Here is a 25,051-nt window from a genome sequence, read left to right as displayed (position 1 = left end):
TTCATAGTTCATGTTCAAATCGTAAATCGCTTAACCTGATTGCCTGTTGGATACCTAACTTCATCATGTAAGCTATTTGAAATGACGATTAACTATTATACATGAAATGAATAAGGGAATTCAAGTAAATCTAATCTTTGACCGCTCCAGCGGCAAGATCGGAAATAAACTGGCGGCTAATAAAAAGAAACAAAATAATAAGTGGCAGTACAGCCAGCAGGGTGCCCGCAATGACCATCGCATAATCCGTATTGTAAATTCCGTTCAATTGTGACAGTGCAATCTGGAGCGTGAATTTACGCTCATCCGTTAAGACGATTAACGGCCATAAATAATCATTCCAGGCTCCTATAAAGGTAAAGGCGCCGAGAAAAGCGAACGCAGGACGTAGAATAGGCAGTGCTACATTCAAGTACAGTCGAAAAAAGCTGCATCCGTCCATCCGGCCCGCATCCAGCAGCTCCTTTGGGATGGATTCTTCCGCATATTGACGAATCCAGAAAATGCCGAAGGCATTTACCATCCCCGGGATGATAAGCGCTTTGAACGTACCTACCCATCCAAAGGAGGCCATCATGACAAAGGAGGGGACAAGCGAAAGTTGTGAAGGGACCATCATCGTAGCTAGCAGAACGATAAATAGCACTTTTTTGCCCGGAAAATCAAACTTGGCGAATGCAAAACCTGCCAGTGAATCGAAAAACAGAACTAATAGGGTAACCGAACCGGCTACAAAAAGGGTATTAAAAAAGGCTCCGGCAAAATTAATCTGTTGTAATACTCTCGTTATGTTATCCAAGAAGTGGCTGCCAAACCACAATTGCGGTGGAAAACGATAGATGTCTGAAGTGGTACGAGTTGCCATGACGATCAGCCAGTAAAATGGAAACATCGACAGGATGATTCCCACCAACAATCCGGCATATAAAACAAAGGATTTTGCGCGTGTCTGCATCATGTTGTGAAGCTCCTTCCCATCGTTATTTTTTACCTTGAACGAGTTTCCAGTTTATGATGGAGAATAGAGCAATGATGAGGAACATGCCCCATCCGACGGCTGCACCATATCCAAAATAGTTGTTAATGAACGACTCGCGGTACAGGTATAAAACGATGGTCATGCCACTTGCCCCGGAACCGCCGTCATTACCGACCAGGACCTGTGGCTCGGTGAAGAGCTGCATACCGCCGATGGTGGACGTAATGACTGTAAACAGAATGACTGGGCGCAGCATGGGGATAGTGATGCGGAAAAAAGCTTGCGCTCCGGTTGCCCCGTCTATTTTGGCGGCCTCATACAGCACATGCGGAATACTCTGGAGTCCGGCCAAATAGATGATTGCGTTATAGCCCATCCATCTCCATACGACCATAGAAGAAATGGCAATTTGGATACCCCATGGCACATTCAACCATTGAACCATGGGTAGTCCCAAGAGTTGCAGAAGGTAGTTGAGAAATCCAAAATTGTTGGCAAATAAGGCACCAAATATGATGGCAACAGCCACAATAGACGTCACATTGGGCAGGAAGAATCCAACTCGCCATAAGGTGCGCATTTTCACAAAAGGGGCATAAAGCAGAAAGGCAATAATCAGTGCGAAGAATAGCATCGGAATCGTTGCATACACCCAGATCACAAAGGTGTTGCCTACAGCCTGCCAAAATTCATTGTCTGTCACAAGGTAGCGAAAGTTGCCCCAGCCGTTGTAGGTCATGTCCCCGATCCCGTCCCATTTGTGAAACGCTAGATATAATGAAAAACCAATCGGAAACAGTCCAAAGATGCCAAACAGCAGATAAAACGGCGAGATCGCAGCATAAACGGCACGGTGCTTCCAGATTTCTCTCAGCATAATGTCCACACGCCTTTTTTGAATTTTGTTTTTTACCGCTGTAATTCTCGTTCGATTCGATCCATGGTTTCCGTCCATAATACATCGGAATTGGCATCCTGCTTGGCGACATTAGCAAGGCGACGGGTCACAATGCCGTGGATGACAGGATAGCGCTCGCCGAAATAGCTGCTTTTCACATGACGTGCGGAGGTGGCAAAGATGAGTCCGGTGGCCTGACCACCAAAGAAAGGCTCGGGTGTCCCCATGATAGGATCGTTATAGACGCCGGGAGTGGACGGGAACAGTCCGATTTTGTGGTAGGCTTCCAGCTGGTGTTCCGGGTTTTGCAGCCAGGTCAGGACTTCAAAGGCTTCTTTGGGATGTTTGCTGGATTTGAGGATAGAAATGAAAGAACCACCCAGGTTGCCGTCTCCTCCAGGAGCACGGGCGACTCTCCATTTGCCCGCTGTATCCGGCGCGGCCTCTGTGAGAACTTGCTTCATCCAGATAGCCCCTACAAAAGAGGCAATTTTGCCGTTATTGACCGAAGCGTTCCATTCGGGAGTCCAGCCATCCGCATTGGCGAGCAGATGCTTCTTGTGGAAATCGACAGCGGTTTTCCAGCCCAGACGGATGTCAGGAGATTGATTGCCGATGTAGCTGCCATCCGACTTGAAGTAAAGGTTTGTGTGCTGAGCGAGCACTTGATTGTAAACGTTTACAATATTATCAGCCAAAAATGAACGGCTTCCGAATTTCTGCTGAAGTTGTTCTCCGGCTGCCATGTAATCATCCCATGTGCGGATGGAGGCACTAACCTTTTCAGGATCACTAGGCAAGCCTGCTTGTTCAAACAGATCACTTCGGTAGAAGAGGGCGGTAGGCCCAGTATCCATGGGAAATGCAATCATTTTACCATCAGGAGTGATCCCTTGATTCCATTTCCATTCCAAATATTGATCCTTCAAGCGGTCTGCTCCGAGTTCCCTTAAGTCATAAAAACGATCCGCACTGGGGAACAGCTCCACCATCCAATCGTTCAGAGCTACGATGTCTGGTTCACCGGAACGGGCTGCGAGCGTTGTCTTCAGTTTGGCTTTGAAGTCACCGCCTATTTTTTGAGTTTTTAATTCAATGTTGGGAAATTGTTTTTCCGCCTGAGCGAGTAGTTCATCGTCAATGGAACGGTTCCAGTACCACAATGTAAGCGTTATCTTTTTTTCGTTTGACAAATTAGTTTCAGATGATTGACTTTCAGAGGACGAGGGTTCACTACAAGCACTGAACATCGTGAGAAAAGCAAGACATAATACCAGCCATTGTATTGTCTTCACATCATTTCCCTCCTTGCTGTCTGAGATAATCTGCCTGCTAAACAAGTTGTAAATGGTTTAGCTCCATCATATGAAGCTGTTACCCATTTATGTGCATTGACTTAACCAAAAACAAAAAAATTGAAACAAAGCATGTATAGAAATTAAATACTCTAAAGATATTGCTCCTACTAATTCGAAGGATGATAAAACAATAAGGCAGATATTATGTCAAAAGGAATCTAAATCGTCAATGCTGAGCAATATCCTGGAAAAATTCAATGATGAATTCGAAGAACGATTTCTCTATATCAGTGTGCAGTTCCCCAGCAGGATAGGACAGATAGATTGTTCGCATACATCGAGGCTCCCTGATTTGAAGCAGCTTGATGTCTTCGGTTACGACGTTCCTCCACAGGATAGAAGGAATAAAGGAGATGCCAAGTCCTGTTTGAATCAACCCTCTTACCGTAGCCGGATCATCACTTTCAAAGACGATGTTCGGTTCAAAAGGGATATGAGTAAAAAAGCGGTCCGTTGTTTTCCTAAGCGAATTACCAGGTGTAAGGCTGATAAACTTCTCATGCTCTAGATCTTTCAGTAATACGGTGTTCTGAGCGCTCAGAGGGTGAGAATTTGGTACGCCAAGCAAAATTTCCTCCTCCAGCAGGATCGCATGCTCGTTGTCTGCCAACTCTTCGGACGTAATCGCAAAATCGTACGCCAGTCCTTTCTTCACCATCGCAGGGTGCTGGGTCAGGTTGAATCTAATTTGAGGGTAGAGATCGCGAAACTTACCGACAAGGTTGGGTAATAGCATAGAGCCAACGGCGACGTATAACGTGATGACCTCTACCTTTTCGTTCTTCATTTCTTTGACTTCGGATACGCCTTGCTCTAGCGCTGAGAGCGACTGATTCACTCTTTTCAGAAATTTCTTTCCATATTCATTCAGTACGATATGTTTTCCTTCGCGGTCAAATAGCTGCACACCCAATTCTGTCTCCAGGTTTCTAATCATTTTACTTAAGGCAGGCTGTGAGATAAACAATTCGTTCGCGGCACGTGTGACATGTTCATACTTCGAGGTCACTTGAAAATACTTAAGCTGCAAATAATCCATTATGGAGTAGCTCCTTTATAACCATTAGGTTATCGATTATATGTGAATATATATATTTTACAGGTATTTGCTCACTTATTACAATTGACAATGTAAGAAATTGAATCCGCTAAAGGTGGTGAGATTCTGAACATCGTTTTTACATTTCCCGGCCAGGGGTCACAGGTTCCTGGAATGCTCCAAAATGTGCCCGAGTATGTGAAAAAGGCAACAAGTATCATCGGAAATGAACTGCGTGATGATGAGAAGGCTATGGGCTCAACGGTCTGGATTCAGACGGCACTCTTCGTTAAGGAGACGGCAATAGCCTATCGGTTGATCGAGCAGGGGATCCGGCCCCAATTCGTGGCAGGGCACTCCATTGGTGCATTTCCTGCGGCGGTCATCGCGGGAGTTCTTTCGTTCGAGGATGCGCTTCGGATCGTATGGCTCCGTGCCAGGTTGATGGAAGAAGCCTTCCCTGAAGGCTATGGAATGGGTGTGATTATGGGGCTTACGAAGGCAGAGGTTCAACAAGCCGTGCTTCTCTCCCATAGTGAGGCGACGCCAGTCTATCTCTCGAATATAAACTCAGAGCAACAAATCGTCGTATCCGGATCATTGGTAGGGTTAAATAAAGCATTTATGCAAGTGAAAGAGCTTGGGAGCGCTAAAACGGCGCTTCTGAAGGTTCCGATTCCTTCACACTCCCCGTTGATGTCAGAGGTAGCCAATAAGCTATTGCTGAAAATACACACTTTTTCTTTGCGGGACGCTCAAATACCCTATTTGGTGAATCATACGGGCAGAAAGACGAAAGCCAAGGAAAAAATTGCGGAGGACCTTGCCCTAAACGTAGCAAATCCCGTCCAGTGGATGGATATGGCGGCTGTCTGCGTCGAATCGGGAGCTGACTGTTTCATCGAAATGCCGCCGGGCCATACTCTTTCCAGACTTGTTAAGCAAGCCCACAAGAGTACCCGGCAAATGGCCGTGGACGAAATCGGTCTGGAAGCGACTCAGTATCTGATTAGAAAATGGAAGGAGCAAGAAGAATGAATAAAGTACTGCGATCCTGGTCACAAAAACGTGATAAAAAGCAGGAAAAGTTAGGAAAGGTGGAAAAGTGGCTCGACGGAAAATACATCGACTCCTCCCGAATTGTCGACCTGATGGAGGCGCTAATTGATCCAGGCGCGAAGGTCGTCCTGGAAGGAGATAACCAGAAGCAAGCGTCTTTCCTTTCCCAGAAGCTGCTGGAAGTCGATCCTGGCAAAGTGCATGATTTGCATATGATTATGTCCAGCATTTCAAGACCCGAACATTTGGATATTTTCGAGAAGGGCATCGCCGGGAAGCTGGACTTCTCCTACAGTGGCTCCCAAAGCCTGCGTGTTGCGCAAATGATTGATGACGGGATACTTAAGCTCGGTGACATCCATACGTATTTGGAATTGTTCGGACGTCTCTTCATTGACCTTATTCCAGATGTGGTGCTGGTAGCGGCAGACAAATCAGATCGCGAGGGCAATCTGTATACCGGAAACAATACGGAAGAAACTCCGACGATCGTGGAAGCGGCGGCTTTCAAGGATGGGATCGTAATCGTGCAGGTTAACGAAATCGTGGATGAGCTACCGCGAACCGATATTCCAGCGTCCTGGGTCGACGTCATTGTACAGGCCGAAAAACCGTACGCACTGGAAGCACTGTTTACCCGTGATCCGCAGAATATTACTGAACTGCAAATCCTGATGGGCATGATGGCGATCAAGGGTATTTATGGAAAACATCAGGTGCAGTCGCTTAATCACGGCATTGGCTTTAATACTGCAGCGATTGAGCTTTTGCTGCCGACCTATGGTGAACAGCTTGGCCTGAAAGGGAAGATTGCCAAGCACTGGGCCCTGAATCCGCATCCAACTTTGATTCCGGCGATTGAATCGGGTTGGGTCGAAAGCATTCACAGCTTTGGAGGCGAGGTCGGTATGGAGAAATACATTGCGGCTCGTTCAGATGTGTTCTTCGTCGGCAAGGACGGATCTATGCGCTCCAACCGCGCGATGTGTCAGGTTGCAGGCCAGTTCGCTGTAGATATGTTTATCGGATCAACGCTACAAATGGACTGTGCAGGTAATTCGTCTACCGTTACTTCCGGCAGATTGTCCGGTTTTGGAGGAGCGCCGAATATGGGGCATGATCCTCGGGGGCGGCGACATGCGACTCCTGCCTGGCTTGACATGATCGAGCGCCCGACGGAACTCTCTAAAGGCCGGAAATTGGTCGTGCAGATGGTTGAAACATACGGTGCCAACAAAAAGCCAGTATTTGTAGATTCGCTAGATGCCATCAAGGTGAAGGATGAATCTGGTCTTGCCATTACGCCAGTCATGATTTACGGGGATGATGTCACCCACGTCCTTACCGAGGAAGGCATTGCATACCTCTACAAGACGGACAGCATAGAGGAGAGAAAGAAGGCGCTCGCGGCAATCGGAGGCGTAACGCCTTTAGGAATGGAAAGTAATGAAAGCGATGCAAGCCTGTTGCGTGACAGAGGGATCGTGGCCTATCCGGAGGATCTTGGGATCATGCGCAGACAAGCCAAGCGCTCGATGCTGGCAGCACAGACGATTAACGATCTCGTAGATTGGTCAGACGGATTGTATGATCCGCCGGCTAAATTCCGGAGCTGGTCTTAAAGCCATGCTCACGATGAAGCATACAGCTTTCGCGGCTTCTCTGGCTGCCAAAGCTGTAAAGGCACTGATGGAAGAGGCTCTTCTTACGCCCAAGCCTGGACTTGTCGATGCCAGAGACAATGGCTCTCATACAGATATGTCCATCGAGCTAATGCTTGCATCCGCGAGAGTATTGGAGGATACGTTTCGGGAAATAGCCATTGTGTCATACCTTCACCCGGTGGACCAGACTTTGCGCGAAAAGATAGCTCTAATCGGACGGGAGGGCGAGAAGGTGATGCTCAGTGCAACGAACGGTATCAATACACATAAGGGTGCCATTTGGGCCCTTGGCCTTTTAACCAGTGCACGGGCAGCATTTCCAAGGGAACGGGATCCACATCAGATTATGAGTATTGCAGGAAGAATCGCATCGTTCCATGACCGGTATCGCCCGGTGCAGCAGACGAATGGACAATCGGTTAAGAAGAGATACGCGGTAGTAGGGGCAGAGGAAGAAGCGAAGCTAGGCTTTCCACACATCCGGGACGAAGCTTTGCCTGCTTTGCTGCGCGCCAGGGCTTGTGGGAAGACAGAGGTGGAAGCACGCATAGAAGCTTTATTGGCCTTGATGGCAAGTGTGGATGATACCTGCATCCTGCACCGCGGTCAGTTGACGGATCTGATGGCGATTCAGAGAATGTCCGCAGCGTTCCTTGCAGCAGACGGATTAAGAACCCAGTCTGGCAGAAAGCTGCTCTACCGCTTGTCCGAGTATTGCAATGTTAGACAACTCTCGCCCGGAGGCAGTGCCGACCTGCTAGCTGCCACATTATTTCTTATCGATTGATACTTTTAATTGGAGGTGTTTCTGAAGGATGGAAAAATTACAGTTTCAATACCAGACTGCGAAGCCCATCTGTAAGCCGGCACATATCGGTGTTGTCGGTTCGGGAGATTTGGAGATTATTGTAGAGCCTGTAAAAGGCCAGACCACCAACGTCAGCATTTTAACAGGCAGTGAAGGATTTGGACAAGTATGGGAGAATGTCCTGACCCGTTTTTTTAACCGTTATCCGATTACTGCCAATATTACAGTTCATGACTTCGGAGCTACTCCGGGTGTAGTAATGCTTAGATTTACGCAAGTGCTGGAGGTGCTGGATTATGCAGAATAGTTTTGTGGAGCTGAATGGACGCGAGAGAGCCAAAGCGCTGCTGGACGAAGGGACTTTCCGTGAGATACTTGGGCCGTTGGACAAAATCCAATCCCCTCACCTAGAGCCGCAAGGCATTGTTCCTCAGAGCGATGACGGGATCATTCTGGCTCTTGGCGAAATACACAAACAGAAGGTCTTGATCATTTCGATGGAAGGCGCTTTTCAAGGAGGGGGGATTGGAGAAGTCAGCGGGGCCAAAATTTCCGGAGCGCTCGAACTGGCACTGGAAGAGAATAAGAGAGGGAACAAACTATATCCCGTCATGATCTTCGATACAGGAGGCGTTCGGCTACAGGAAGCGAACTATGGATTGTTGTCGATTTCGGAGGTTGCCACCCAGATCGTTGCCCTGCGTAAATACGTTTCTGTTATCGGATTGATCCCGGGCCGCGTAGGGGCATTTGGGGGAATGTCCATTACTGCAGAATTGTTTACCACTCTGATTGCTACGAAGAAAGCGCGCCTCGGTCTGAACGGGCCGGAGGTCATTGAGCAGGAAGCAGGGGTTATGGAGTTCGATTCAAGCGACAAAGCCTTAATTTGGAACACAATCGGAGCCAACCAGCGCTTCCAAACCGGATTGATTGACGAAATGGTGGAAGATACGACGGATGCAGTTATCGAAGCGATTGATACTGCGCTCAAGGCACCGGCGAAGCCTGCTAAAACAGAGCAAATCGATTTCTATCTGACCCTGTTGAAAAATCTTGATCCTACAGAACCTTGGACACCTGATCGTTATCGCGAATTTTACAAGCAGATACAGCCTGTGAAGCAGCCTGTCCCGCTGGCAAAAGAGGGCGCAACCGACATGTCGGACAGTAGAGGTTATCGCTGGTTCTCCCGCTTGACGGGCATTGCTCACCCGGTCAGCGATGTTCCTTCAGTACTTGCGGTCGACGTGGAAAAGAACGGGCAATTGTGCAGATATATCGCCATTGTTCCGGATGCCTCCAACCGATTCCCGCGTGTCAGAAACGGCGAGGTTGGTATGCTTGAAGGCTGGACGGTGGCTCAAATTATTAGGGACGCAATCCGTCAAGATGAGAAAAAAGAAACCAAACGTCCGATCATTGCCATCATTGATGTACCGAGTCAAGCCTATGGCTATAAGGAAGAAATGGTCGGTATCAGTCTTGCACTGGCTGCAAGTGCAGATGCTTACGCAACCGCTAGATTAGAAGGTCATCCAGTCATCGGTGTGATTGTCGGTAACGCGATTTCCGGAGGCTTCCTCGCGCATGGGCTGCAATCGAATCGTTTGATCGCACTGGATGACAGCAAGGTCAATATTCAGGCCATGTCCAAGGCTTCTGCTGCTCGAATTACCAAGCGGACGATTGCCGAGCTTGATGAAGCTACCAAGAAGGTTCCAGCTATGGCCTACGACGTTCGTAGCTACAGTACTCTGGGGGCATTATATCAGATGCTGAGCGGTATCCATGCAGACGATCCACAGAGCAGCGATGTAGCCATCGTGGAAAAGACCGTTTCCGAGGCTATCGAGAGTACGAAAGGAGCGCCCCGTGACCTTAGCTTCCGATTGCAGACCAAGGAAGCTATGGCGGGCGGGCGGACTGCAACCCGTAGCGTTCGAGATGCGCTTTTGGAGCAATGGTAATCCATCCACATGATCTGATTGAAGTGTCCAATTTGAAATATCTCTCCTTAAATGAAGACAAGGAGTGGGTAACCGCCTCGCTGAGGCGGACCCCCTTTGTGGTCGTTCGCCGATCTGATCCGTCGGCGGATGGTTGTATTCCCGTCGGAGTACGTGGACAGGAACGGAATCAACGGGAAGCTGCATTTCTGGACCCGAAGGGGGTGTGCCAGATCGTGTCTCCCTACGCGATAGCGAAACATCAGATGTGGAACTCCTTGTCCACAGAGAGACGACAACAGCCTGTTCTTCAGTTGATGGACGTTGTAGCAGAAATGATGGCGGATTGGCGCTGGGGACCAGCAGGAAGTGCAGGATTCGAAATAGTGACGGGATATCCCGCTGTGAAGGCAACCAGTGATCTTGATCTCGTAATAGATGGTTCTGAGGCTATTGATTATTCTACAGCTGAAGGCCTCTTGCGCAAGCTGGAGCAGTTGGACGTTCGAATCGATATTCAATTGGAGGTGAAGGACGGCACCTACGTCTTGCGCGAGATCCTTGAGAGACGGACCAGCACCGTGGTGCTGCGAACTTCTTCAGGTCCGAAGCTCGTCCGCAATCCTTGGCAATGATGGATGTACTATACCAACGGCAAAAGGGAGGAATGCACGACCATTTGACGTAAGCCAACATAAGCTCTCAAAGGGGAAGTGCGTATTATGGAAAACACTACCGGCCCAAAAGTTAATATTAATGAAAGCGACATCTTAAAGGTGTTTGCCGTCAGCGGAGCGATCCTGCAAAGCGTTCTGGGCATGTTACTGAAGTATGCCCACACTAACACGGATCTGGCCTTACTAGGCGTTATTTATAATTTAGTGAAATATACCGCGCCAGTCTTTATTTTTGCCATCGTGTATGGAATGGTGATGAATAATCAGCATACCAGGGTATCACATTTTTACAAGGAAAAATTCAGCGAGCTCGTGATTCCTTATTTTCTGTGGGCGTCAGCCAGCTTGCTCTTCTTCCCGCACATACAGGTTAATCAACACGTTACTTCGTTTTGGACGCTCATTGAGTCTTATGTGCTCGGTAATTCATCACCGCAATATTGGTACACAGTGATGATGCTGCAATTTCAATTACTGATGCCAGTCATTATTTTCGTCTGCTATAAGTACCTGGCTAAGCCTTTACGGGTCATTCCGTTGCTTATTGTGAGCTTTATAATCTTCGGCGCCTGGGTATGGATGTATTATACCTATGTATTCCACGGAGCTTATGCGTCCAGTTTGCTATACCTTGACCGCTTTTTCGTCAGCTATTTTATATATGCTCTACTAGGCGGAATCGCTTGGGTGTTCAAGGGAAAATTTGACGGGGTGCTTCGACGGATTCAGTTCATACTCATTCCGGTGATGCTACTTATTCTCATTTGGATAAATCGCGAATTTTTAAGCTTTGGATTCAAGCATATGTCATTTGGCAATCTGATTTATCTGAAGCCGTCCATGACCTTGTACAGTTTGGTAGTGATTTTCCTGATTTACATGCTGGCAAGACATTTGATCAGCGTAAATTCCCGTTCACTTCCCTATTACAAATGGTTCTCTACTTATGCGTACAGGGCCTTTACAGCGAACGTATTCATTCTGGTCATCGTGCTGCGCTTGGTCGGTGACTTGGTAAGTCAGCTTCCTTTATTTGTAGCGTTGCTTTTGGTTTATCTGACGACTGTGGCCTGCTCCTTCGGCGTCGTCTATGCCTTTGCGCAGATAAAGGTAAAGGTATGTCGTGAATGGTTATTGTTGAAACAAAAAAAGAGCGCACAGCACCAATCTAAGATAAGTACCTAAAAGAAAATAGTACATGTAACAACGTATATATTATACTATAATTTAGGTGTACCTAAGTTATTGGCAGATTGACGGCAACCCAAAAGGGTATCTCGATGATTGAAGAGATACCCTTTTACTTACATCAGCCGCTGTATTTCATCTTTCAGAATTTCGGACCGAGTCCCGAAAATAACCTGCAGGGTACCATTACCAAGCCTGATGATTCCCGACGCTCCGAGCTGCTTGAGAGCTTGATCGTTAACCGCTTTGTCGTCTTTGACGACAAGACGCAGCCGCGTGATGCAGGCATCAATGCTTTGGATATTGTCTGAACCGCCGAGGTAAGTTAGTACCTTGCCTGCCTGACTGGACTGAGTGTTGGATGTGGTGCTTGCCTTTCCATTGGGTACAGATTCGTTAGCCTCAGACAGGAGACTGTCTTCTACATCGTCTTCACGCCCAGGAGTTTTTAGGTTGAGTTTGAGAATGATGAATCGGAACAGGAAGTAATACACGCCGGCAAAGGCAAGCCCGACTGGGATCATTCGCAATGGGTGGGTGGAGAGCTTCATATTGACCAGATAGTCAATGAGTCCTGCTGAAAAAGAAAAACCGAGTTTGACATCCAGGAGATACACGACTAGGCCACTCAGACCTGTCAGCAGAGCATGAACGCCGTAAAGCAATGGTGCAATGAACATAAATGAAAATTCGAGGGGTTCGGTAATTCCAGTCAGGAATGATGCCACCGCAGAACCGATGAAGATGGAAGCGATTGCTTTACGTTTTTCCGGTTTGGCTGTATGAATGAATGCGAGGGCCGCTGCCGGCAGAGCGAACATCATAATGGGGAAGAAGCCGGACATGAACATACCTGCCGATTTATCGCCTGCGAAGAAACGCGTCAGGTCACCATGAACAACCTCACCTGCAGCATTGGTGTAGTCACCAATTTGAAACCACGCGATCGAGTTCAACACATGATGCAATCCGAGCGGGATCAGCAGCCGATTCGCAACCATGAATACCATCGACCCAATTCCACCAAAGCCGACAATCCAGTTGCCGAAGGCTGCAATCCCATCTTGTATCGGACTCCAGATCATACCGAGCAGAATGGCCAGAATCATGGTCGTGAAGGCGGTGATCATGGGGACAAAGCGTTTGCCTGAGAAGAAGCCAAGCCAATCCGGGAGCTGAATATTATGATATTTTTTAAACAGAAAAGCAGACCATCCACCGATAAAAATACCACCCAATACGCCCATGTCCAGCTTGACGTCGTCTGGAATATATGCAAATATACCCGGCACTGCCGCCAAAATACGGGTCAGCACCATATAGGCAATGACTGCCGATAATGCGGCTACTGCGTCGCCTGCCAGACCAATGGCAACACCAATGGAGAAAATGAGCGCAAGGTTACCGAAGATGGCCCCCGCCCCCTCGTTCAGAAAAGGTGTGACATAATGATTCAGAAATCCGCCAACTCCGGGACCAAGTGGTATATCCGTTTCATAATTAATCAGAGCTAATCCTTGCAAGATCCCTGCAGCGGGTAGAGTGGCTACTGGAAGCATTAACGACTTGCCGATTTTTTGCAGAAATTTCAGCATAACATTCTTCCCTTCTTCATCGAGTTTGGGAGTGTCGTATTCATCCTGAAATCCTCACATTAAACCATTTTTTCACATCATAAATCGGAGAATCTAACATGGTCAACGATTATTTTAAGCTATGAAGAAACGTAAATCCGCAGTTGACATCGCTTACATGCTTATATAGTATCAAATTTAAGTTAATAATCGTGACGGAGACAAGAGAGCCACGCAGACATCCCATGGTACAGCACAGGGTTGGTTTGTGATGGCTTTTCTTTTTTTGTGCGATGAAAACGATCAAAATCGGATGATCTATTGAGGAGGTAGGTTGTATGTCGCCATACGCAGCCGAATTCATAGGGACAATGATTCTTATTGCCCTAGGTGGCGGAGTGTGCGCAGGGGTATCCCTGAAAAAGTCATTTGCCCACGCTTCCGGCTGGATTGTGGTCGGAATGGGTTGGGGGCTCGCGGTAGCTATTGCGGTGTATGCAGTGGGTCAAATCAGCGGAGCGCATTTGAATCCGGCAGTTACACTGGCGTTGGCATTTCAGGGTAGTTTTCCATGGCAAGATGTTCCCGGCTATATTGTGGCTCAGCTTCTTGGAGCTATGGCAGGTGCAGTGATCGTTATTTTGCATTATTGGCCCCACTGGAAAGAGACGGAGGACACAGCAGCCAAACTCAGTGTATTCGCGACAGGACCAGCTATTGATCATCCGTTTGGCAACGTGCTTAGTGAAATGATAGGTACTTTCATCTTTGTTCTTGCTTTACTGTCGTTTGGCGCCAATTCATTTACAGACGGCCTGAAACCGCTGATTGTTGGTTTTTTAGTTGTCAGTATCGGTTTATCCCTTGGAGGCACAACGGGCTATGCCATCAATCCAGCGAGGGATTTTGGGCCGCGTCTGATGCATTATTTACTACCGATTCCCGGTAAGGGGGCGTCCAACTGGAAATATGCATGGGTGCCCGTTATAGGACCGCTATTGGGGGGATCTTTCGCAGGGCCATTTTATCAGGCCGTTTTTAAGGGGAGTGTGACTCCGGCTTTTTGGATTTTACTAGGGATCATCGTGGTTGTACTCTTGATTACCTTCCGTATGAGTCGAACTTATAAAAATCATAAAATGGATCACAAACTTACAGCGTAAAAACGATGGATTTACACGGGGAGAGATGAACAATGGGAAAATATATTTTGTCACTAGATCAGGGAACGACAAGCTCAAGAGCAATTTTGTTCAATAGCGAAGGAGATGTAGTGTACTCGGCTCAGCGAGAATTTCCGCAGTATTTTCCTCATCCGGGCTGGGTAGAGCAGAATGCGAATGAAATCTGGAGCTCTATTCTCGGGGTCATTGCCTCCTGTCTTTCCGAATCCGGTGTAAAAGCAAATCAAGTGGCTGCCATCGGCATTACCAATCAGCGAGAATCGGTGGCTGTATGGGACAAAAATACAGGAGTGCCTGTGTATAACGTACTCGTATGGCAATCACGCCAAACCTCGGACATCTGTGAAGAATTGAAGCGGCAAGGGCACGAGGAGCTTTTTCACAGCAAAACAGGCCTGTTGATCGACCCGTATTTTTCAGGCACTAAAGTAAAGTGGATACTGGACCATGTGGAGGGCGCGCGGGAAAAGGCAGAACGAGGTGACCTGTTATTCGGTACGATTGACTCGTGGCTGATCTGGAAACTATCCGGCGGAACGGCACATGTAACGGACTACTCCAATGCAGCCAGGACGCTGATGTACAACATTTATGAACTAAAGTGGGACGAAGAGCTGCTGGACATTCTGGGTGTTCCGAAAATCATGCTACCTGAGGTAAGACCTTCTTCCGAGGTATATGCGCACACCGTGGATTATCATTTCTTTGGTCAGAATGTACCGATCGCTGGTGCAGCAGGTGACCAGCAGGCAGCCTTGTTTGGTCAGGCATGTTACGAAAAAGGGATGATCAAAAACACTTACGGCACAGGCTGCTTCATGCTGATGAATACGGGGGATCAACCAGTGGAATCCAAGCACGGCCTGATTACGACCATCGCTTGGGGACTGGAGGAAGGCAAAGTGCAATACGCACTTGAGGGGAGTGTGTTTGTAGCGGGGTCGGCGATCCAGTGGCTGCGAGACGGGCTACGTATGTTCCGTGAAGCGAAGGATAGTGAACCCTATGCCGCCCGTGTTTCGTCTACGGAAGGAGTGTATCTTGTACCCGCTTTTGTCGGACTGGGCAGCCCCTACTGGGACAGTGAGGTGCGCGGAGCGATGTTCGGTTTGACACGCGGGACCACGAAGGAGCATTTTATCCGCGCCACATTGGAGTCACTCGCTTATCAGACCAAGGATGTGCTTACAGCCATGGAGATTGATTCAGGTATTGCAGTGAAATTGCTGCGGGTGGATGGAGGAGCTGTATTGAACAATTTTCTGATGCAATTCCAGAGCGATATTTTGGATGCAACAGTGGAGCGGCCAGTTATCCATGAGACGACGGCACTGGGGGCTGCATGTCTGGCAGGTTTGGCTATTGGATATTGGAAGAGTACGGATGAACTTCGCAAGCGGGTGAGGGTGGAAACCTCTTTTGCCCCGAATATGGATGAAGCAACACGTGAAAGCTTGTATGAAGGCTGGAAAAAGGCTGTGAATGCGACGATGGCCTACAAGTAATAGATTAAGCGATGAGTCTATAATATTAAACTGCAAAAAGATGACTTCTGAATTTATCAGGAGTCATCTTTTTTAAGGCATATGCTAACTCTTGACCTTCGTATGGTTCCAATGTTGCCGGGCTCCGCAGGAGCTACGAATGACTAGTTCCGGCTCTACTTTAATACATTTCGTATCCATTTGTTTATTCATCAGGTCAAACAGCACCATAGCGGCTAGACGGCCTATTTTTTGCTTGTCTTGTTTTACAGTCGTCAGTGGAGGTTCGGTATAACGACAGGCTTCTATATCATCACATCCCACCACAGCAATATCCTCGGGTACCCTCAAGCCGCTTTCCTTGAAAGCACGTACGGCACCAAAAGCAAGCAGGTCGGTAGCTGCAAAAATAGCTTTTGGTAAATTTCCTTGCTGTATCCACGCCTTAGCGACCTGGTATCCATCTTCTGCCGCGTAGTCCTTACCATACACGACCCATTCAGGTCTAACATCAAGACTAAACCGTTTTAGTGAAGCGATAAAGGCATCCTCTCTCTCTTTAATAACTAAGGAGGGGCGTTCAATGCCTATAAAACCCATTTCGCGGTATCCATTCATGTAAAAGTGCTCAACAACTTTCATTGAAATCTTCTGATTGTCGGACATAATGTAGCAGGAACTAGCTCCGGTTAGCTCAATATCGACACCGATGCAGGGGATAGGGCTGGCGTCGAGATCAAAAACACTCTTCTCCACCTCATCTCCAGCAATAATAATGCACCCGTCCACTGAAAAATATTTCGAGCGAGCCAAATAGTCCTCTCCATTATCCAGAAATTTCTCATTTGAGAAAAATAGCAGATCGTAACCGAGCAAGCCAATCTGTTTTTTGAAGACATTAATGATATCTACAAAAAAAGGATGACTAAAATCAACATTCAGCTTGCCGGCAAATATAACGCCTACCAGATTAGATTTTTTGGTAGCAAGCGTTTTGGCCGAGGAGGAGGGTCTATAGCCTGTTTCCTCCATGATTTTAAGTACCCGCTGTCGGGTTTCCTCACTGATGTCTGTGTAATTGTTAATGATTTTCGAAACCGTTGCCACTGAAACGCCTGCCATGCTAGCTATTGTTTTTATATTCATGGAATCCTCCGTAACTAAACTGATTTAGTTAAATTGACTTTTCTTTTCAAACTTAATGATTACTCGTATTCTATGCTACCTCATAGAAGCGAGTCAACAGTGTGAATAAAGGATGTTGCCTAATATTTTAAGGAGTAATAACGGTGATTTATGTTTTATTTGATAATTTACAATTCTCTATTTACAAATACAGGCTATCCGATACATAATAGTAGCTGTAATTAACTAAACCGCTTTCGTAAAAGTAAATGCATTTATTCTAAGAGTACAGGGGGAATTTTGCAATGCTGAAAAAGTGTTTTTCTTTACTTATTGTAACCGCTTTAATAGTGGTGTTGGCCGCTTGCGGCAAAGGTGGTGAAGCTGGACAGAACGGGAATAAAAAGGTCACGTTAAAGATTATTCATTGGCAGCAGGAAAATATTAATAACTATATTAAGGAATTTAATAAAAAGTTTGAAGATAAGTATCCCGATGTTCAGGTGGAGTATACGACGGTTCCTGCTGATTCAACTTATGATCAACTGATGCAAACGCGTATGAATGCTGGTTCGACCGGTGATGCAGACATTATTCCTCTGAAATTCAGCTTCGTAGGCGCACCGCAGGAATGGTCTAAGGGAGCTGCTGATCCGATGTGGAAGCAGTGGATTGAGGGAGGACTCATTGCAGATCTGTCGGATCAAGCTTTTATCAAAAACTATAATCCTACAGATGTCAAAAATGCCATGACCTATAACGACAAAGTATACGGCGTAAACATGGGAAAGGTGGCCCTGACAGGTCTGTTTTACAACAAAGAGATTTTTGAAAAATATAATCTTACTGTGCCGACGACATGGGACGAACTGGTGAATGTGATGAAGGTACTCAAGGATAATGGCGTAGAGCCGCTTGGTTTTGGCGGTAAGGATGTATGGCCTATTAACCTTGCTGTCCAAGGACTTCAAGCCTCTATCCATGATGATCAGCTGGAGTATATCAAAGGGCTGTGGACAGGTAAGACGAAGCTGACAGACCACGCCCAGCTTGAAGTGCTGGAAAAAACACAAGTTTTGATGAACAACGCCATTGGTGGATTTATGGGGATTGACTATGGAACCTTGCCAAGTTTGTTTGCTTCAGGACGTGTAGCTATGATTGCGGATGGTACGTGGGATGCAACTACGATCCAGACAGCCAATCCAGAGCTGAAATTTGGTTATTTCCCGATTCCGGGCAGTAACGATCCAGCCAAAAATAAAAACCTTGCAGGCAAGTACGATATGACCTGGCTGGTATTGGAAAAATCGCCAAACAAGGATTATGCGATCAAATGGCTTGAAATGCTCTCCGAGAAGCAGAACTATACCGATTTCGTGAACGCTGCTGGATTTTTGCCAACACAGTCTGATGTGAAGATAAGCAGCGACTTTGTTAATGAAATCCAGCCTTCACTGGAAAACTTCAAGCTCTCTTGGGATCAGCTGTTTATCAATCGTAAGAATGTTGGACAGTACATTAAGGAAGCCAGCGTACATGCGGAATTTTTGGCGCCTGCCGGTCCGTTAAAGACGCCTTTGGAGCTTGCCCAGAAATCTCAGGCAGACTGGGATGCGGCAGCCCCTAAATAAATCTATAGATTTTACAGGAGAACAAATGGGCAACTGCAAAGCTCCCATAATAATGTAAAAAGGTGTGAGACCCATGTATCCCTTCGGAAAGGGTGCGGCCCGGATAATGCCCTATCTTTTGCTGAGTATTCCGGTGCTGCTCTATTTGCTTCTTGGTTTTGGACCCTCTATGGTAACCGTGCTTTTTTCCTTTACAGATGCTACCGGGGTTCCGGGGCAGACGTGGCATTTTATCGGATTCGAGAATTACACGACCTTTTTCACCTCCTCCGACTCTGGAGATCGCATCGCTTCCATTGGCCGTTCCTTATATTTTGCCGTAGCGGTGGTTGTGATTCAAAACGCAGTAGGGCTGTTCATGGCCATCCTTATTAATAAAAAGCTCAAAGGGGATATGTTGTATCGCTCTGTATTTTTCCTGCCGGTTGTGCTCGGGGTAACGGTATCCGGCCTGATCTGGCAACTGCTTGCCAATCCGCTTGGGGGTCCTGCGCAAGCCTTGATGAACTTTTTTGGAACCAGCTCCAACTTCTTCGGGGATTACGATATTGCATTTGAGTTAATTATTTTTGTGCAAATTTGGATGTACATGGGTTACTCGATGACTATTTTCTTAGCCGGACTCCAATCTATCCCCAGTGACTTATACGAAGCAGGGTATATGGACGGTGCCTCTGGATGGAAAGCGTTCAAAAATATTACTTTTCCGATGATTGCGCCTTCCTTTACCGTCAATATGCTGCTGTCCATTATCGGCGCATTGCAGACCTTTGACATTATTTATGTGCTGACAGGTGGTAAATTCAACACGACGACACTTGCGTTTGATGTATATGCAACTGCCTTTGGTACTGGGACGTCAGATTACGGCCTTGCTTCCGCAGTTGCTATGATCCAGTTCGTGTTCGTGTTTACGGTATCTATGATTGCCCTGTATTACTTACGTAGAAGAGAGGTGGAAATGTAATGAGCAGTACCAAAGGAGCCAAAATACTGAGCTACATTATCGTACTGCTCATGCTTTCGTTGTATGTGTTCCCGCTTTTCTACCTTTTTAATGTATCGATGAAGACTCAAAGTGAGTATCTGATGGACCCTGTAGCTCTAGCCAAGAGTATACGCTTGGAGAATTTCATGGATGCTTGGGAAAAAGGAAACTTCTCTCAATATATGTGGAACAGCATTTTGTATACAGGTGTATCTACGTTATTAACACTGATTATATCCGTGTTTGCGGCTTTTCCGCTGGCGCGGGGATACGTTAAGTACAGCACCTTCTTTTATGTGTTTTTCCTGATATCCATGTATCTCCCGAATCCGCTGATTCCGCAATTTGCTCTCATTAATAGCCTGGGACTTTACAATACCCAGCTTGGTTTTATTTTGCTGAAAACAACAGGTACCGGCATCGCTTTTCTGATGTTTGTGGGGTATATCAAGTCTGTCTCCCGAGAGCTGGATGAAGCGGCTGCCATGGACGGGTGCGGATATTCACGATATTTGTTTACAATTCTTGTCCCGCTGATGAAGCCGGTGTTGGCGACAGGCATTATTTTGACAGCGATTGGGGCGTGGAACGACATTATAGGTCCTACTATTTATTTGTCTGATCCTGCTTATCAGCCAGTGACCAAGGGATTGTTCTCCTTCTACGGACAATACATGAACAACTGGCCGCTGCTCGCTTGCGGCATTCTGATTGTTACACTACCGCTCGTTATTTTGTATATTTTCCTCCAGCGCTTTATTGTCGGCGGTGCAATGGCCGGAGCTGTGAAGTCTTGATTCCTGAAAGGATGATACCAAGTATGAGTGAGAATACCTATACATTCCCCACCACGTTTATGTGGGGAACTTCGACCTCTTCTTATCAAATTGAAGGTGGCGTGGATGAGGAAGGAAGAACGCCTTCTATTTGGGATACTTTCTGTCGAGCACCCGGGAAGGTGATAGGAGGGGACTGCGGAGATGTGGCTTGTGACCATTTTCACCGCTTTAAGGAAGACGTGCAATTAATGAAGCAACTTGGCTTTTTACATTACCGTTTTTCCGTGGCCTGGCCGCGCATTATTCCCGCACCCGGCGTGGTTAACGAACAGGGGTTGCTCTTCTATGAGCGTCTGCTGGATGAGATTGAGTCGGCCGGGCTAATTCCAATGCTGACGCTGTATCATTGGGATCTACCGCAGTGGATTGAGGACGAAGGCGGTTGGACGCAGCGAGAGATTATCCAACATTTTAAAACGTATGCTTCTGTAATCTTGGATCGATTTGGACAGCGTATAAGCTGGTGGAATACGATAAATGAGCCCTACTGCGCCTCTATTTTGGGCTATGGCACAGGAGAGCATGCCCCCGGCCATGAGAACTGGAGGGAAGCCTTTACTGCCGCTCATCATATTCTGATGTGTCACGGGATAGCCATGAACTTACACAAGGAAAAGGGCCTGACGGGCAACATCGGTATTACGCTGAACATGGAGCATGTCGATGCAGCCTCTGAACACCCCGAAGATGTAGCCGCTGCTGTCCGGCGGGATGGTTTTATTAATCGATGGTTTGCCGAACCATTGTTTAACGGGAAATACCCTGAGGATATGGTGGAATGGTACGGGGCGCACTTGAATGGATTGGATTTTGTACAGCCTGGTGATATGGAGCTGATTCAGCAGCCAGGGGATTTTTTGGGCATCAACTACTACGCCCGCAGTATCATTCGAGCGACTACAGACGCTTCGTTGCTTCAGGTCGAGCAGGTTTCCATAGAGGAACCGGTAACGGATATGGGATGGGAGATTCACCCTGAATCCTTTTATAAGCTGCTAACGCGGATTGAGAAGGATTTTTCCAAGGGATTACCCATCCTGATTACGGAAAACGGAGCAGCGATGAAGGACGAACTGGTGAATGGAAAGATTGAGGACATTGGACGTCAGTATTACATTGAGGAACATTTAAAGGCATGCCATCGCTTTATTGGGGAGGGAGGTCATCTTAAGGGCTATTTTGTCTGGTCATTCCTCGATAACTTTGAATGGGCCTGGGGATACAGCAAACGTTTTGGTATTATACACATCAATTACGACACGCAGGAACGGACACCCAAACAAAGTGCGCTGTGGTTCAAGCAAGTGATGGCGAATAACGGGTTTTAAATAGAAAAGGGGTGCACGATGCAGCAGTATTATTTTGACGATCAAGGACGTTTTGTGATTGAGAATTATGCGCAGGCTAAGCCCTTTTCCAGTTTTCTACCCGGTATTGCTGGTGTTCAGGGAATTCCTCTGTGGGCGTATTATGTTAATCGTGGACAAGGAATTGCGAGCTTTGGTGTGGAGGATAAGAATGGAGCAATCATGGAGTTTTTTCCGGCCAACCGCAGCTATAGTCTCGTGCCGATACATGGCTTTCGAACGTTTTTAAAGGTGAAGATGCAGGGGGAGTGGAGCTATGTGGAGCCATTTTCGGCTGTGCATCCTGTGGAGCGTGAACAGCAAAAAATGCTGATATCCCGCCATATGCTGGAAATACACAGCTCTAATCCAGACACAGGGCTTGAGGTGCGTGTGCAATATTTCACACTTCCTCATGAAAGTTACGCTGCTTTGGTGCGCAAGGTGGAGATTGTCAATCATTCCGCTCAAGAGCTTGAACTGGAGGTGCTGGACGGCATGCCTGCCGTACTGCCCTTCGGTATTGATAATGCGGCATACAAGGAGCTTGGACATACACTGAAAAGCTGGATGGATGTGTATAATCTCAACAATAGCATTCCTTACTATAAGGTACGTGGAAGTACAGCAGATACAAGTGAGATTCATCAAATTGAAGCGGGACATTTTATGTACAGCTTTGTGGAGGAGGAGGGCAAGACCAGGCTATTGAGTCCAATTGTCGATCCGTCCGTAATATTTGGTGAAAATACGGCACTGACCTTCCCGGATCGCTTTATCCAAACACGCGTCGAAGACTTGGTTTCACAGCAGCCTGTGACGACGAATAAAGTGCCTTGTGGGTTTAGCGGCTACACAGCACGACTGGCGGCAGGTACTGCCGTCAATCACTGTACGATCATCGGGCATGTGAATGATATTCACTCTATCAATGAACGGATTACGGAAATCGCAACCATGCCTTATATCGAGCGGAAGGCGGAGGAAGCCAAAGCGTTGATCGAAGAGTTGACGGATGAAATGGCAACGCGGACATCCATTCCGTTATTTGACGAATACTGCCGTCAGAACTATCTGGATAACCTGTTACGTGGTGGTTATCCATTGCTGCTGGACAACGGCACTGAGCAACCATTTGTATATCATGTATTTTCACGCAAGCATGGGGATCTGGAACGGGACTATAATTTCTTTAAGCTCCAGGCGGGATATTATTCTCAAGGAAATGGTAATTTTCGCGATGCAAACCAGAACCGGAGAAATGATGTGTGGTTTAACCCCGGCATAGGAGATTTCAATATCCGTTTGTTTATGAGCCTGATTCAGCCGGACGGCTATAATCCGCTTGTTGTAAAGGGGTGTAGCTTTCAAATACGAGAGCTGGAACCGTTGCTGGGACAGGTGGAGGTGGCAGATCATTCGTCTTTGCGTGCTTTTTTTCAATCGTCGTTCACCCCGGGTGAGCTGATTCAACATATCATTCATGACAACATCGCGCTAAAGCAAACGGTTGAGACGTTTGTAACCGAAGCTCTCAAGCATTCCGAACAATGCTATGAGGCTGATTTTGGTGAAGGTTTCTGGATCGACCATTGGACATATAACATGGATCTAATCGAAAGTTATCTAAGTATCTATCCAGACAAACAAGAGGAACTCTTGCTAACGACCCGAGAGTACATGTATTACGACAGTCCGGCATGGGTACAGCCACGTCGAAACAAATACGTGCAGATGAAGGACGGACGTATCCGTCAGTACGGGGCGGTCGTAGAGAGCAAGGAGAAAGAAGCTCAGCTGCACGCCCGGGATCGCGATGTTCATTGGGTTCGAACCGAACATGGAAGCGGAGAGATTTATAAGTCAAATTTATATGAAAAGCTGCTGTCATTAGCAGCCATCAAGCTGTCCACGCTGGACCCGGAGGGCTTGGGAATTGAGATGGAGGCGGGCAAGCCGGGATGGAATGATTCCATGAACGGACTTCCGGGGCTGTTTGCTTCTGGATTCAGTGAACTGTGTGAATTACAGAGACTCGTAAGATTTTTAATAAATACACAGGTGAAGCTTTCGGGCGATTCTGTGCTACGGTTGCCGCGAGAAGTTGCTAAGTTGATCCAACAGCTAAGGCTCACAATGGAGGAATACTACCACGCTTCGGATGAGGCTGATTACAGGAATGAAAGCAAGGATTACAGCTTCTGGTCACGAATTTCGGATGCTAGAGAAGCGTACCGCGAATCGATTCGTTTTGGATTTGAAGGAACAGAAACACCACTAGCGTTTGAAGATGTACTGGTGTTTTTGCGCCAGGCTGAACGTAAGCTCCAACAGGGGATGGATAAGGCTCTGCTTATCGGTGAGGGGATATACCCAACCTTCTTTTATTATGAAGCCAGAGAATTCGAGGTACAGGAGGATGACTGCGGGGGCAAGCTCGTAAACATACATTCCTTCGAACGTAAGGATACACCATATTTTCTGGAGGGACCGACCCGGGCTATGAAAGTGGTTGGTGACATTGTAAATGGGCAGAAGCTGTATCGGCAAATCAGGCAGAGTGGACTTTACGACAGGAAGCTGGGCATGTATAAGGTGAATGAAAGTCTGGCGGGGCAGCCGTTTGAACTCGGTCGTTCCAGAGCTTTTACGCCGGGTTGGCTAGAAAATGAATCTATATTTATGCATATGGAATATAAATATTTACTTGAGTGTTTAAGGGCGGGTCTATACACTGAATTTTTTTCAGACATTAAAAAAGCGTTACCGCCTTTTATGGACCCAGAGGTCTACGGAAGAAGCACGCTGGAGAACAGCTCCTTTATTGCTAGTATTGCTAATCCTGATGCAAGTTTGCATGGAACGGGATATATTGCGAGGCTGAGCGGATCTACGGCAGAATTTATTCATATGTGGATATGGATGATGACCGGCGGGCAACCGTTTGGCTATGATCATAGGGGCCTATCCTTGAGACTGGAGCCCAAGCTGCCAGGCTGGCTGTTCACAGCTACAGGTGAGCTATCTTTCTGTTTTCTCGGAAGCTGCCAGGTGACTTATTTTAATACGGATCGCAAGGATACTTATGCACCGGAATGCATAGTGACCCAGTATGTACTGCATTACGCCAGTGGCGAAAAGAAGACGATAAGCCAGGCTGTATTAGATCAAAAAGAGGCGCAAGATGTGAGAGAGCGGTTGATTTCCCGTATCGAGGTATATTTGGGGAAATAGCTCCATTAATTAAAGCCGTCATGC

At 47.1% G+C, this 25,051-nt stretch carries 20 protein-coding genes; 14 read left to right on the top strand and 6 right to left on the bottom strand.

Translation table 11 applies throughout. The annotated features are described in order from the left end of the window. Positions 1–130: 130 nt before the first annotated feature. The 4 genes from MHI21_RS19675 to MHI21_RS19660 all read right to left on the bottom strand — a co-directional run bounded on the left by MHI21_RS19675 (position 131) and on the right by MHI21_RS19660 (position 4,274). A complete protein-coding gene (locus tag MHI21_RS19675; protein WP_023989996.1) occupies positions 131–958 on the bottom strand; it encodes a carbohydrate ABC transporter permease in 828 nt (275 codons plus the stop codon). 22 nt (positions 959–980) lie between these two features. Then, complete coding sequence (locus tag MHI21_RS19670) at positions 981–1,856, bottom strand: sugar ABC transporter permease (RefSeq protein WP_165179212.1); 876 nt, start codon at positions 1,854–1,856, stop codon at positions 981–983. Positions 1,857–1,888: 32 nt separating this feature from the next. Further along, positions 1,889–3,172: an extracellular solute-binding protein gene (locus tag MHI21_RS19665; RefSeq protein ID WP_342418766.1), complete on the bottom strand. Its 1,284-nt coding sequence runs from the start codon at positions 3,170–3,172 to the stop codon at positions 1,889–1,891. Between the two features lie 229 nt (positions 3,173–3,401). Next, the gene (locus MHI21_RS19660; protein WP_341163276.1) at positions 3,402–4,274 is read right to left on the bottom strand and encodes a LysR family transcriptional regulator; all 873 of its coding nucleotides are present in this window, start codon (positions 4,272–4,274) and stop codon (positions 3,402–3,404) included. Between the two features lie 174 nt (positions 4,275–4,448). Here MHI21_RS19660 and MHI21_RS19655 point away from each other — a divergent pair, with 174 nt between their 5' ends. From MHI21_RS19655 to MHI21_RS19625, 7 genes are all read left to right on the top strand, one after another. After that, entirely contained in the window at positions 4,449–5,312 is an 864-nt protein-coding gene (locus MHI21_RS19655) for an acyltransferase domain-containing protein (protein ID WP_342418765.1), read from the top strand. Then, a complete protein-coding gene (gene mdcA / locus MHI21_RS19650) occupies positions 5,309–6,955 on the top strand; it encodes a malonate decarboxylase subunit alpha (protein WP_254326813.1) in 1,647 nt (548 codons plus the stop codon). Before MHI21_RS19655 ends, mdcA begins: the two co-directional genes overlap by 4 nt. 4 nt (positions 6,956–6,959) lie before the next feature. Then, entirely contained in the window at positions 6,960–7,784 is an 825-nt protein-coding gene (locus MHI21_RS19645) for a triphosphoribosyl-dephospho-CoA synthase (protein ID WP_342420227.1), read from the top strand. Between the two features lie 28 nt (positions 7,785–7,812). Beyond that, entirely contained in the window at positions 7,813–8,112 is a 300-nt protein-coding gene (locus tag MHI21_RS19640) for a malonate decarboxylase subunit delta (protein ID WP_342418764.1), read from the top strand. After that, positions 8,102–9,775 carry a biotin-independent malonate decarboxylase subunit beta gene (gene mdcD, locus MHI21_RS19635; RefSeq protein ID WP_342418763.1) on the top strand — a complete coding sequence of 558 codons (1,674 nt, stop codon included), beginning with the start codon at positions 8,102–8,104 and terminating at the stop codon, positions 9,773–9,775. Before MHI21_RS19640 ends, mdcD begins: the two co-directional genes overlap by 11 nt. Then, positions 9,769–10,389 (top strand): malonate decarboxylase holo-ACP synthase, encoded by a 621-nt coding sequence (locus MHI21_RS19630; RefSeq protein WP_342418762.1) that lies wholly within the window; start codon positions 9,769–9,771, stop codon positions 10,387–10,389. The genes mdcD and MHI21_RS19630 overlap by 7 nt, the downstream gene beginning before the upstream one ends. An 87-nt stretch (positions 10,390–10,476) precedes the next feature. Continuing rightward, positions 10,477–11,616, top strand: a complete 1,140-nt coding sequence (locus MHI21_RS19625) for an acyltransferase family protein (RefSeq protein WP_342418761.1) — start codon at positions 10,477–10,479, stop codon at positions 11,614–11,616. Between the two features lie 119 nt (positions 11,617–11,735). On the opposite strand, the gene MHI21_RS19620 is transcribed toward MHI21_RS19625, so the two are convergent. After that, positions 11,736–13,214 carry a PTS transporter subunit EIIC gene (locus MHI21_RS19620; protein WP_342418760.1) on the bottom strand — a complete coding sequence of 493 codons (1,479 nt, stop codon included), beginning with the start codon at positions 13,212–13,214 and terminating at the stop codon, positions 11,736–11,738. A gap of 317 nt (positions 13,215–13,531) precedes the next feature. Between MHI21_RS19620 and MHI21_RS19615 the strand changes: the two genes are divergently transcribed. Continuing rightward, positions 13,532–14,356: an MIP/aquaporin family protein gene (locus MHI21_RS19615; protein WP_342418759.1), complete on the top strand. Its 825-nt coding sequence runs from the start codon at positions 13,532–13,534 to the stop codon at positions 14,354–14,356. Positions 14,357–14,388: 32 nt separating this feature from the next. After that, positions 14,389–15,882: a glycerol kinase GlpK gene (gene glpK / locus MHI21_RS19610; protein ID WP_061828827.1), complete on the top strand. Its 1,494-nt coding sequence runs from the start codon at positions 14,389–14,391 to the stop codon at positions 15,880–15,882. A gap of 84 nt (positions 15,883–15,966) precedes the next feature. On the opposite strand, the gene MHI21_RS19605 is transcribed toward glpK, so the two are convergent. Beyond that, complete coding sequence (locus MHI21_RS19605; protein WP_342418758.1) at positions 15,967–17,007, bottom strand: LacI family DNA-binding transcriptional regulator; 1,041 nt, start codon at positions 17,005–17,007, stop codon at positions 15,967–15,969. 284 nt (positions 17,008–17,291) lie between these two features. Here MHI21_RS19605 and MHI21_RS19600 point away from each other — a divergent pair, with 284 nt between their 5' ends. The 5 genes from MHI21_RS19600 to MHI21_RS19580 all read left to right on the top strand — a co-directional run bounded on the left by MHI21_RS19600 (position 17,292) and on the right by MHI21_RS19580 (position 25,027). Beyond that, positions 17,292–18,620 (top strand): extracellular solute-binding protein, encoded by a 1,329-nt coding sequence (locus tag MHI21_RS19600; protein ID WP_342418757.1) that lies wholly within the window; start codon positions 17,292–17,294, stop codon positions 18,618–18,620. A 73-nt stretch (positions 18,621–18,693) separates the two neighbouring features. Then, positions 18,694–19,587, top strand: a complete 894-nt coding sequence (locus MHI21_RS19595; protein ID WP_103050150.1) for a sugar ABC transporter permease — start codon at positions 18,694–18,696, stop codon at positions 19,585–19,587. Continuing rightward, positions 19,587–20,405, top strand: coding sequence for a carbohydrate ABC transporter permease (locus tag MHI21_RS19590; protein WP_103050151.1), 819 nt, complete (start codon positions 19,587–19,589; stop codon positions 20,403–20,405). Before MHI21_RS19595 ends, MHI21_RS19590 begins: the two co-directional genes overlap by 1 nt. 23 nt (positions 20,406–20,428) lie before the next feature. Further along, the gene (locus MHI21_RS19585; RefSeq protein WP_342418756.1) at positions 20,429–21,775 is read left to right on the top strand and encodes a GH1 family beta-glucosidase; all 1,347 of its coding nucleotides are present in this window, start codon (positions 20,429–20,431) and stop codon (positions 21,773–21,775) included. A gap of 18 nt (positions 21,776–21,793) precedes the next feature. After that, positions 21,794–25,027 (top strand): cellobiose phosphorylase, encoded by a 3,234-nt coding sequence (locus MHI21_RS19580; RefSeq protein WP_342418755.1) that lies wholly within the window; start codon positions 21,794–21,796, stop codon positions 25,025–25,027. The last annotated feature ends 24 nt before the right edge of the window (positions 25,028–25,051 follow it).

Source organism: Paenibacillus sp. FSL H8-0168 (assembly GCF_038592955.1).
Classification (GTDB): Bacteria; Bacillota; Bacilli; order Paenibacillales; family Paenibacillaceae; genus Paenibacillus; species Paenibacillus polymyxa_B.
Note: the sequence above shows the minus strand (reverse complement) of the source record. Positions and strands in the feature narration are given on the sequence as shown.

What these genes read in the sequence shown, in the direction of transcription:
- MHI21_RS19675 (WP_023989996.1), bottom strand. Translation starts at nt 958, where the DNA reads ATGATGCAGACACGCGCAAAATCCTTTGTTTTATATGCCGGATTGTTG.
- MHI21_RS19670 (WP_165179212.1), bottom strand. Translation starts at nt 1,856, where the DNA reads ATGCTGAGAGAAATCTGGAAGCACCGTGCCGTTTATGCTGCGATCTCG.
- MHI21_RS19660 (WP_341163276.1), bottom strand. Translation starts at nt 4,274, where the DNA reads ATGGATTATTTGCAGCTTAAGTATTTTCAAGTGACCTCGAAGTATGAA.
- MHI21_RS19655 (WP_342418765.1), top strand. Translation starts at nt 4,449, where the DNA reads ATGCTCCAAAATGTGCCCGAGTATGTGAAAAAGGCAACAAGTATCATC.
- mdcA (WP_254326813.1), top strand. Translation starts at nt 5,309, where the DNA reads ATGAATAAAGTACTGCGATCCTGGTCACAAAAACGTGATAAAAAGCAG.
- MHI21_RS19645 (WP_342420227.1), top strand. Translation starts at nt 6,960, where the DNA reads ATGCTCACGATGAAGCATACAGCTTTCGCGGCTTCTCTGGCTGCCAAA.
- MHI21_RS19640 (WP_342418764.1), top strand. Translation starts at nt 7,813, where the DNA reads ATGGAAAAATTACAGTTTCAATACCAGACTGCGAAGCCCATCTGTAAG.
- mdcD (WP_342418763.1), top strand. Translation starts at nt 8,102, where the DNA reads ATGCAGAATAGTTTTGTGGAGCTGAATGGACGCGAGAGAGCCAAAGCG.
- MHI21_RS19630 (WP_342418762.1), top strand. Translation starts at nt 9,769, where the DNA reads ATGGTAATCCATCCACATGATCTGATTGAAGTGTCCAATTTGAAATAT.
- MHI21_RS19625 (WP_342418761.1), top strand. Translation starts at nt 10,477, where the DNA reads ATGGAAAACACTACCGGCCCAAAAGTTAATATTAATGAAAGCGACATC.
- MHI21_RS19620 (WP_342418760.1), bottom strand. Translation starts at nt 13,214, where the DNA reads ATGCTGAAATTTCTGCAAAAAATCGGCAAGTCGTTAATGCTTCCAGTA.
- MHI21_RS19615 (WP_342418759.1), top strand. Translation starts at nt 13,532, where the DNA reads ATGTCGCCATACGCAGCCGAATTCATAGGGACAATGATTCTTATTGCC.
- glpK (WP_061828827.1), top strand. Translation starts at nt 14,389, where the DNA reads ATGGGAAAATATATTTTGTCACTAGATCAGGGAACGACAAGCTCAAGA.
- MHI21_RS19605 (WP_342418758.1), bottom strand. Translation starts at nt 17,007, where the DNA reads ATGAATATAAAAACAATAGCTAGCATGGCAGGCGTTTCAGTGGCAACG.
- MHI21_RS19600 (WP_342418757.1), top strand. Translation starts at nt 17,292, where the DNA reads ATGCTGAAAAAGTGTTTTTCTTTACTTATTGTAACCGCTTTAATAGTG.
- MHI21_RS19595 (WP_103050150.1), top strand. Translation starts at nt 18,694, where the DNA reads ATGTATCCCTTCGGAAAGGGTGCGGCCCGGATAATGCCCTATCTTTTG.
- MHI21_RS19590 (WP_103050151.1), top strand. Translation starts at nt 19,587, where the DNA reads ATGAGCAGTACCAAAGGAGCCAAAATACTGAGCTACATTATCGTACTG.
- MHI21_RS19585 (WP_342418756.1), top strand. Translation starts at nt 20,429, where the DNA reads ATGAGTGAGAATACCTATACATTCCCCACCACGTTTATGTGGGGAACT.
- MHI21_RS19580 (WP_342418755.1), top strand. Translation starts at nt 21,794, where the DNA reads ATGCAGCAGTATTATTTTGACGATCAAGGACGTTTTGTGATTGAGAAT.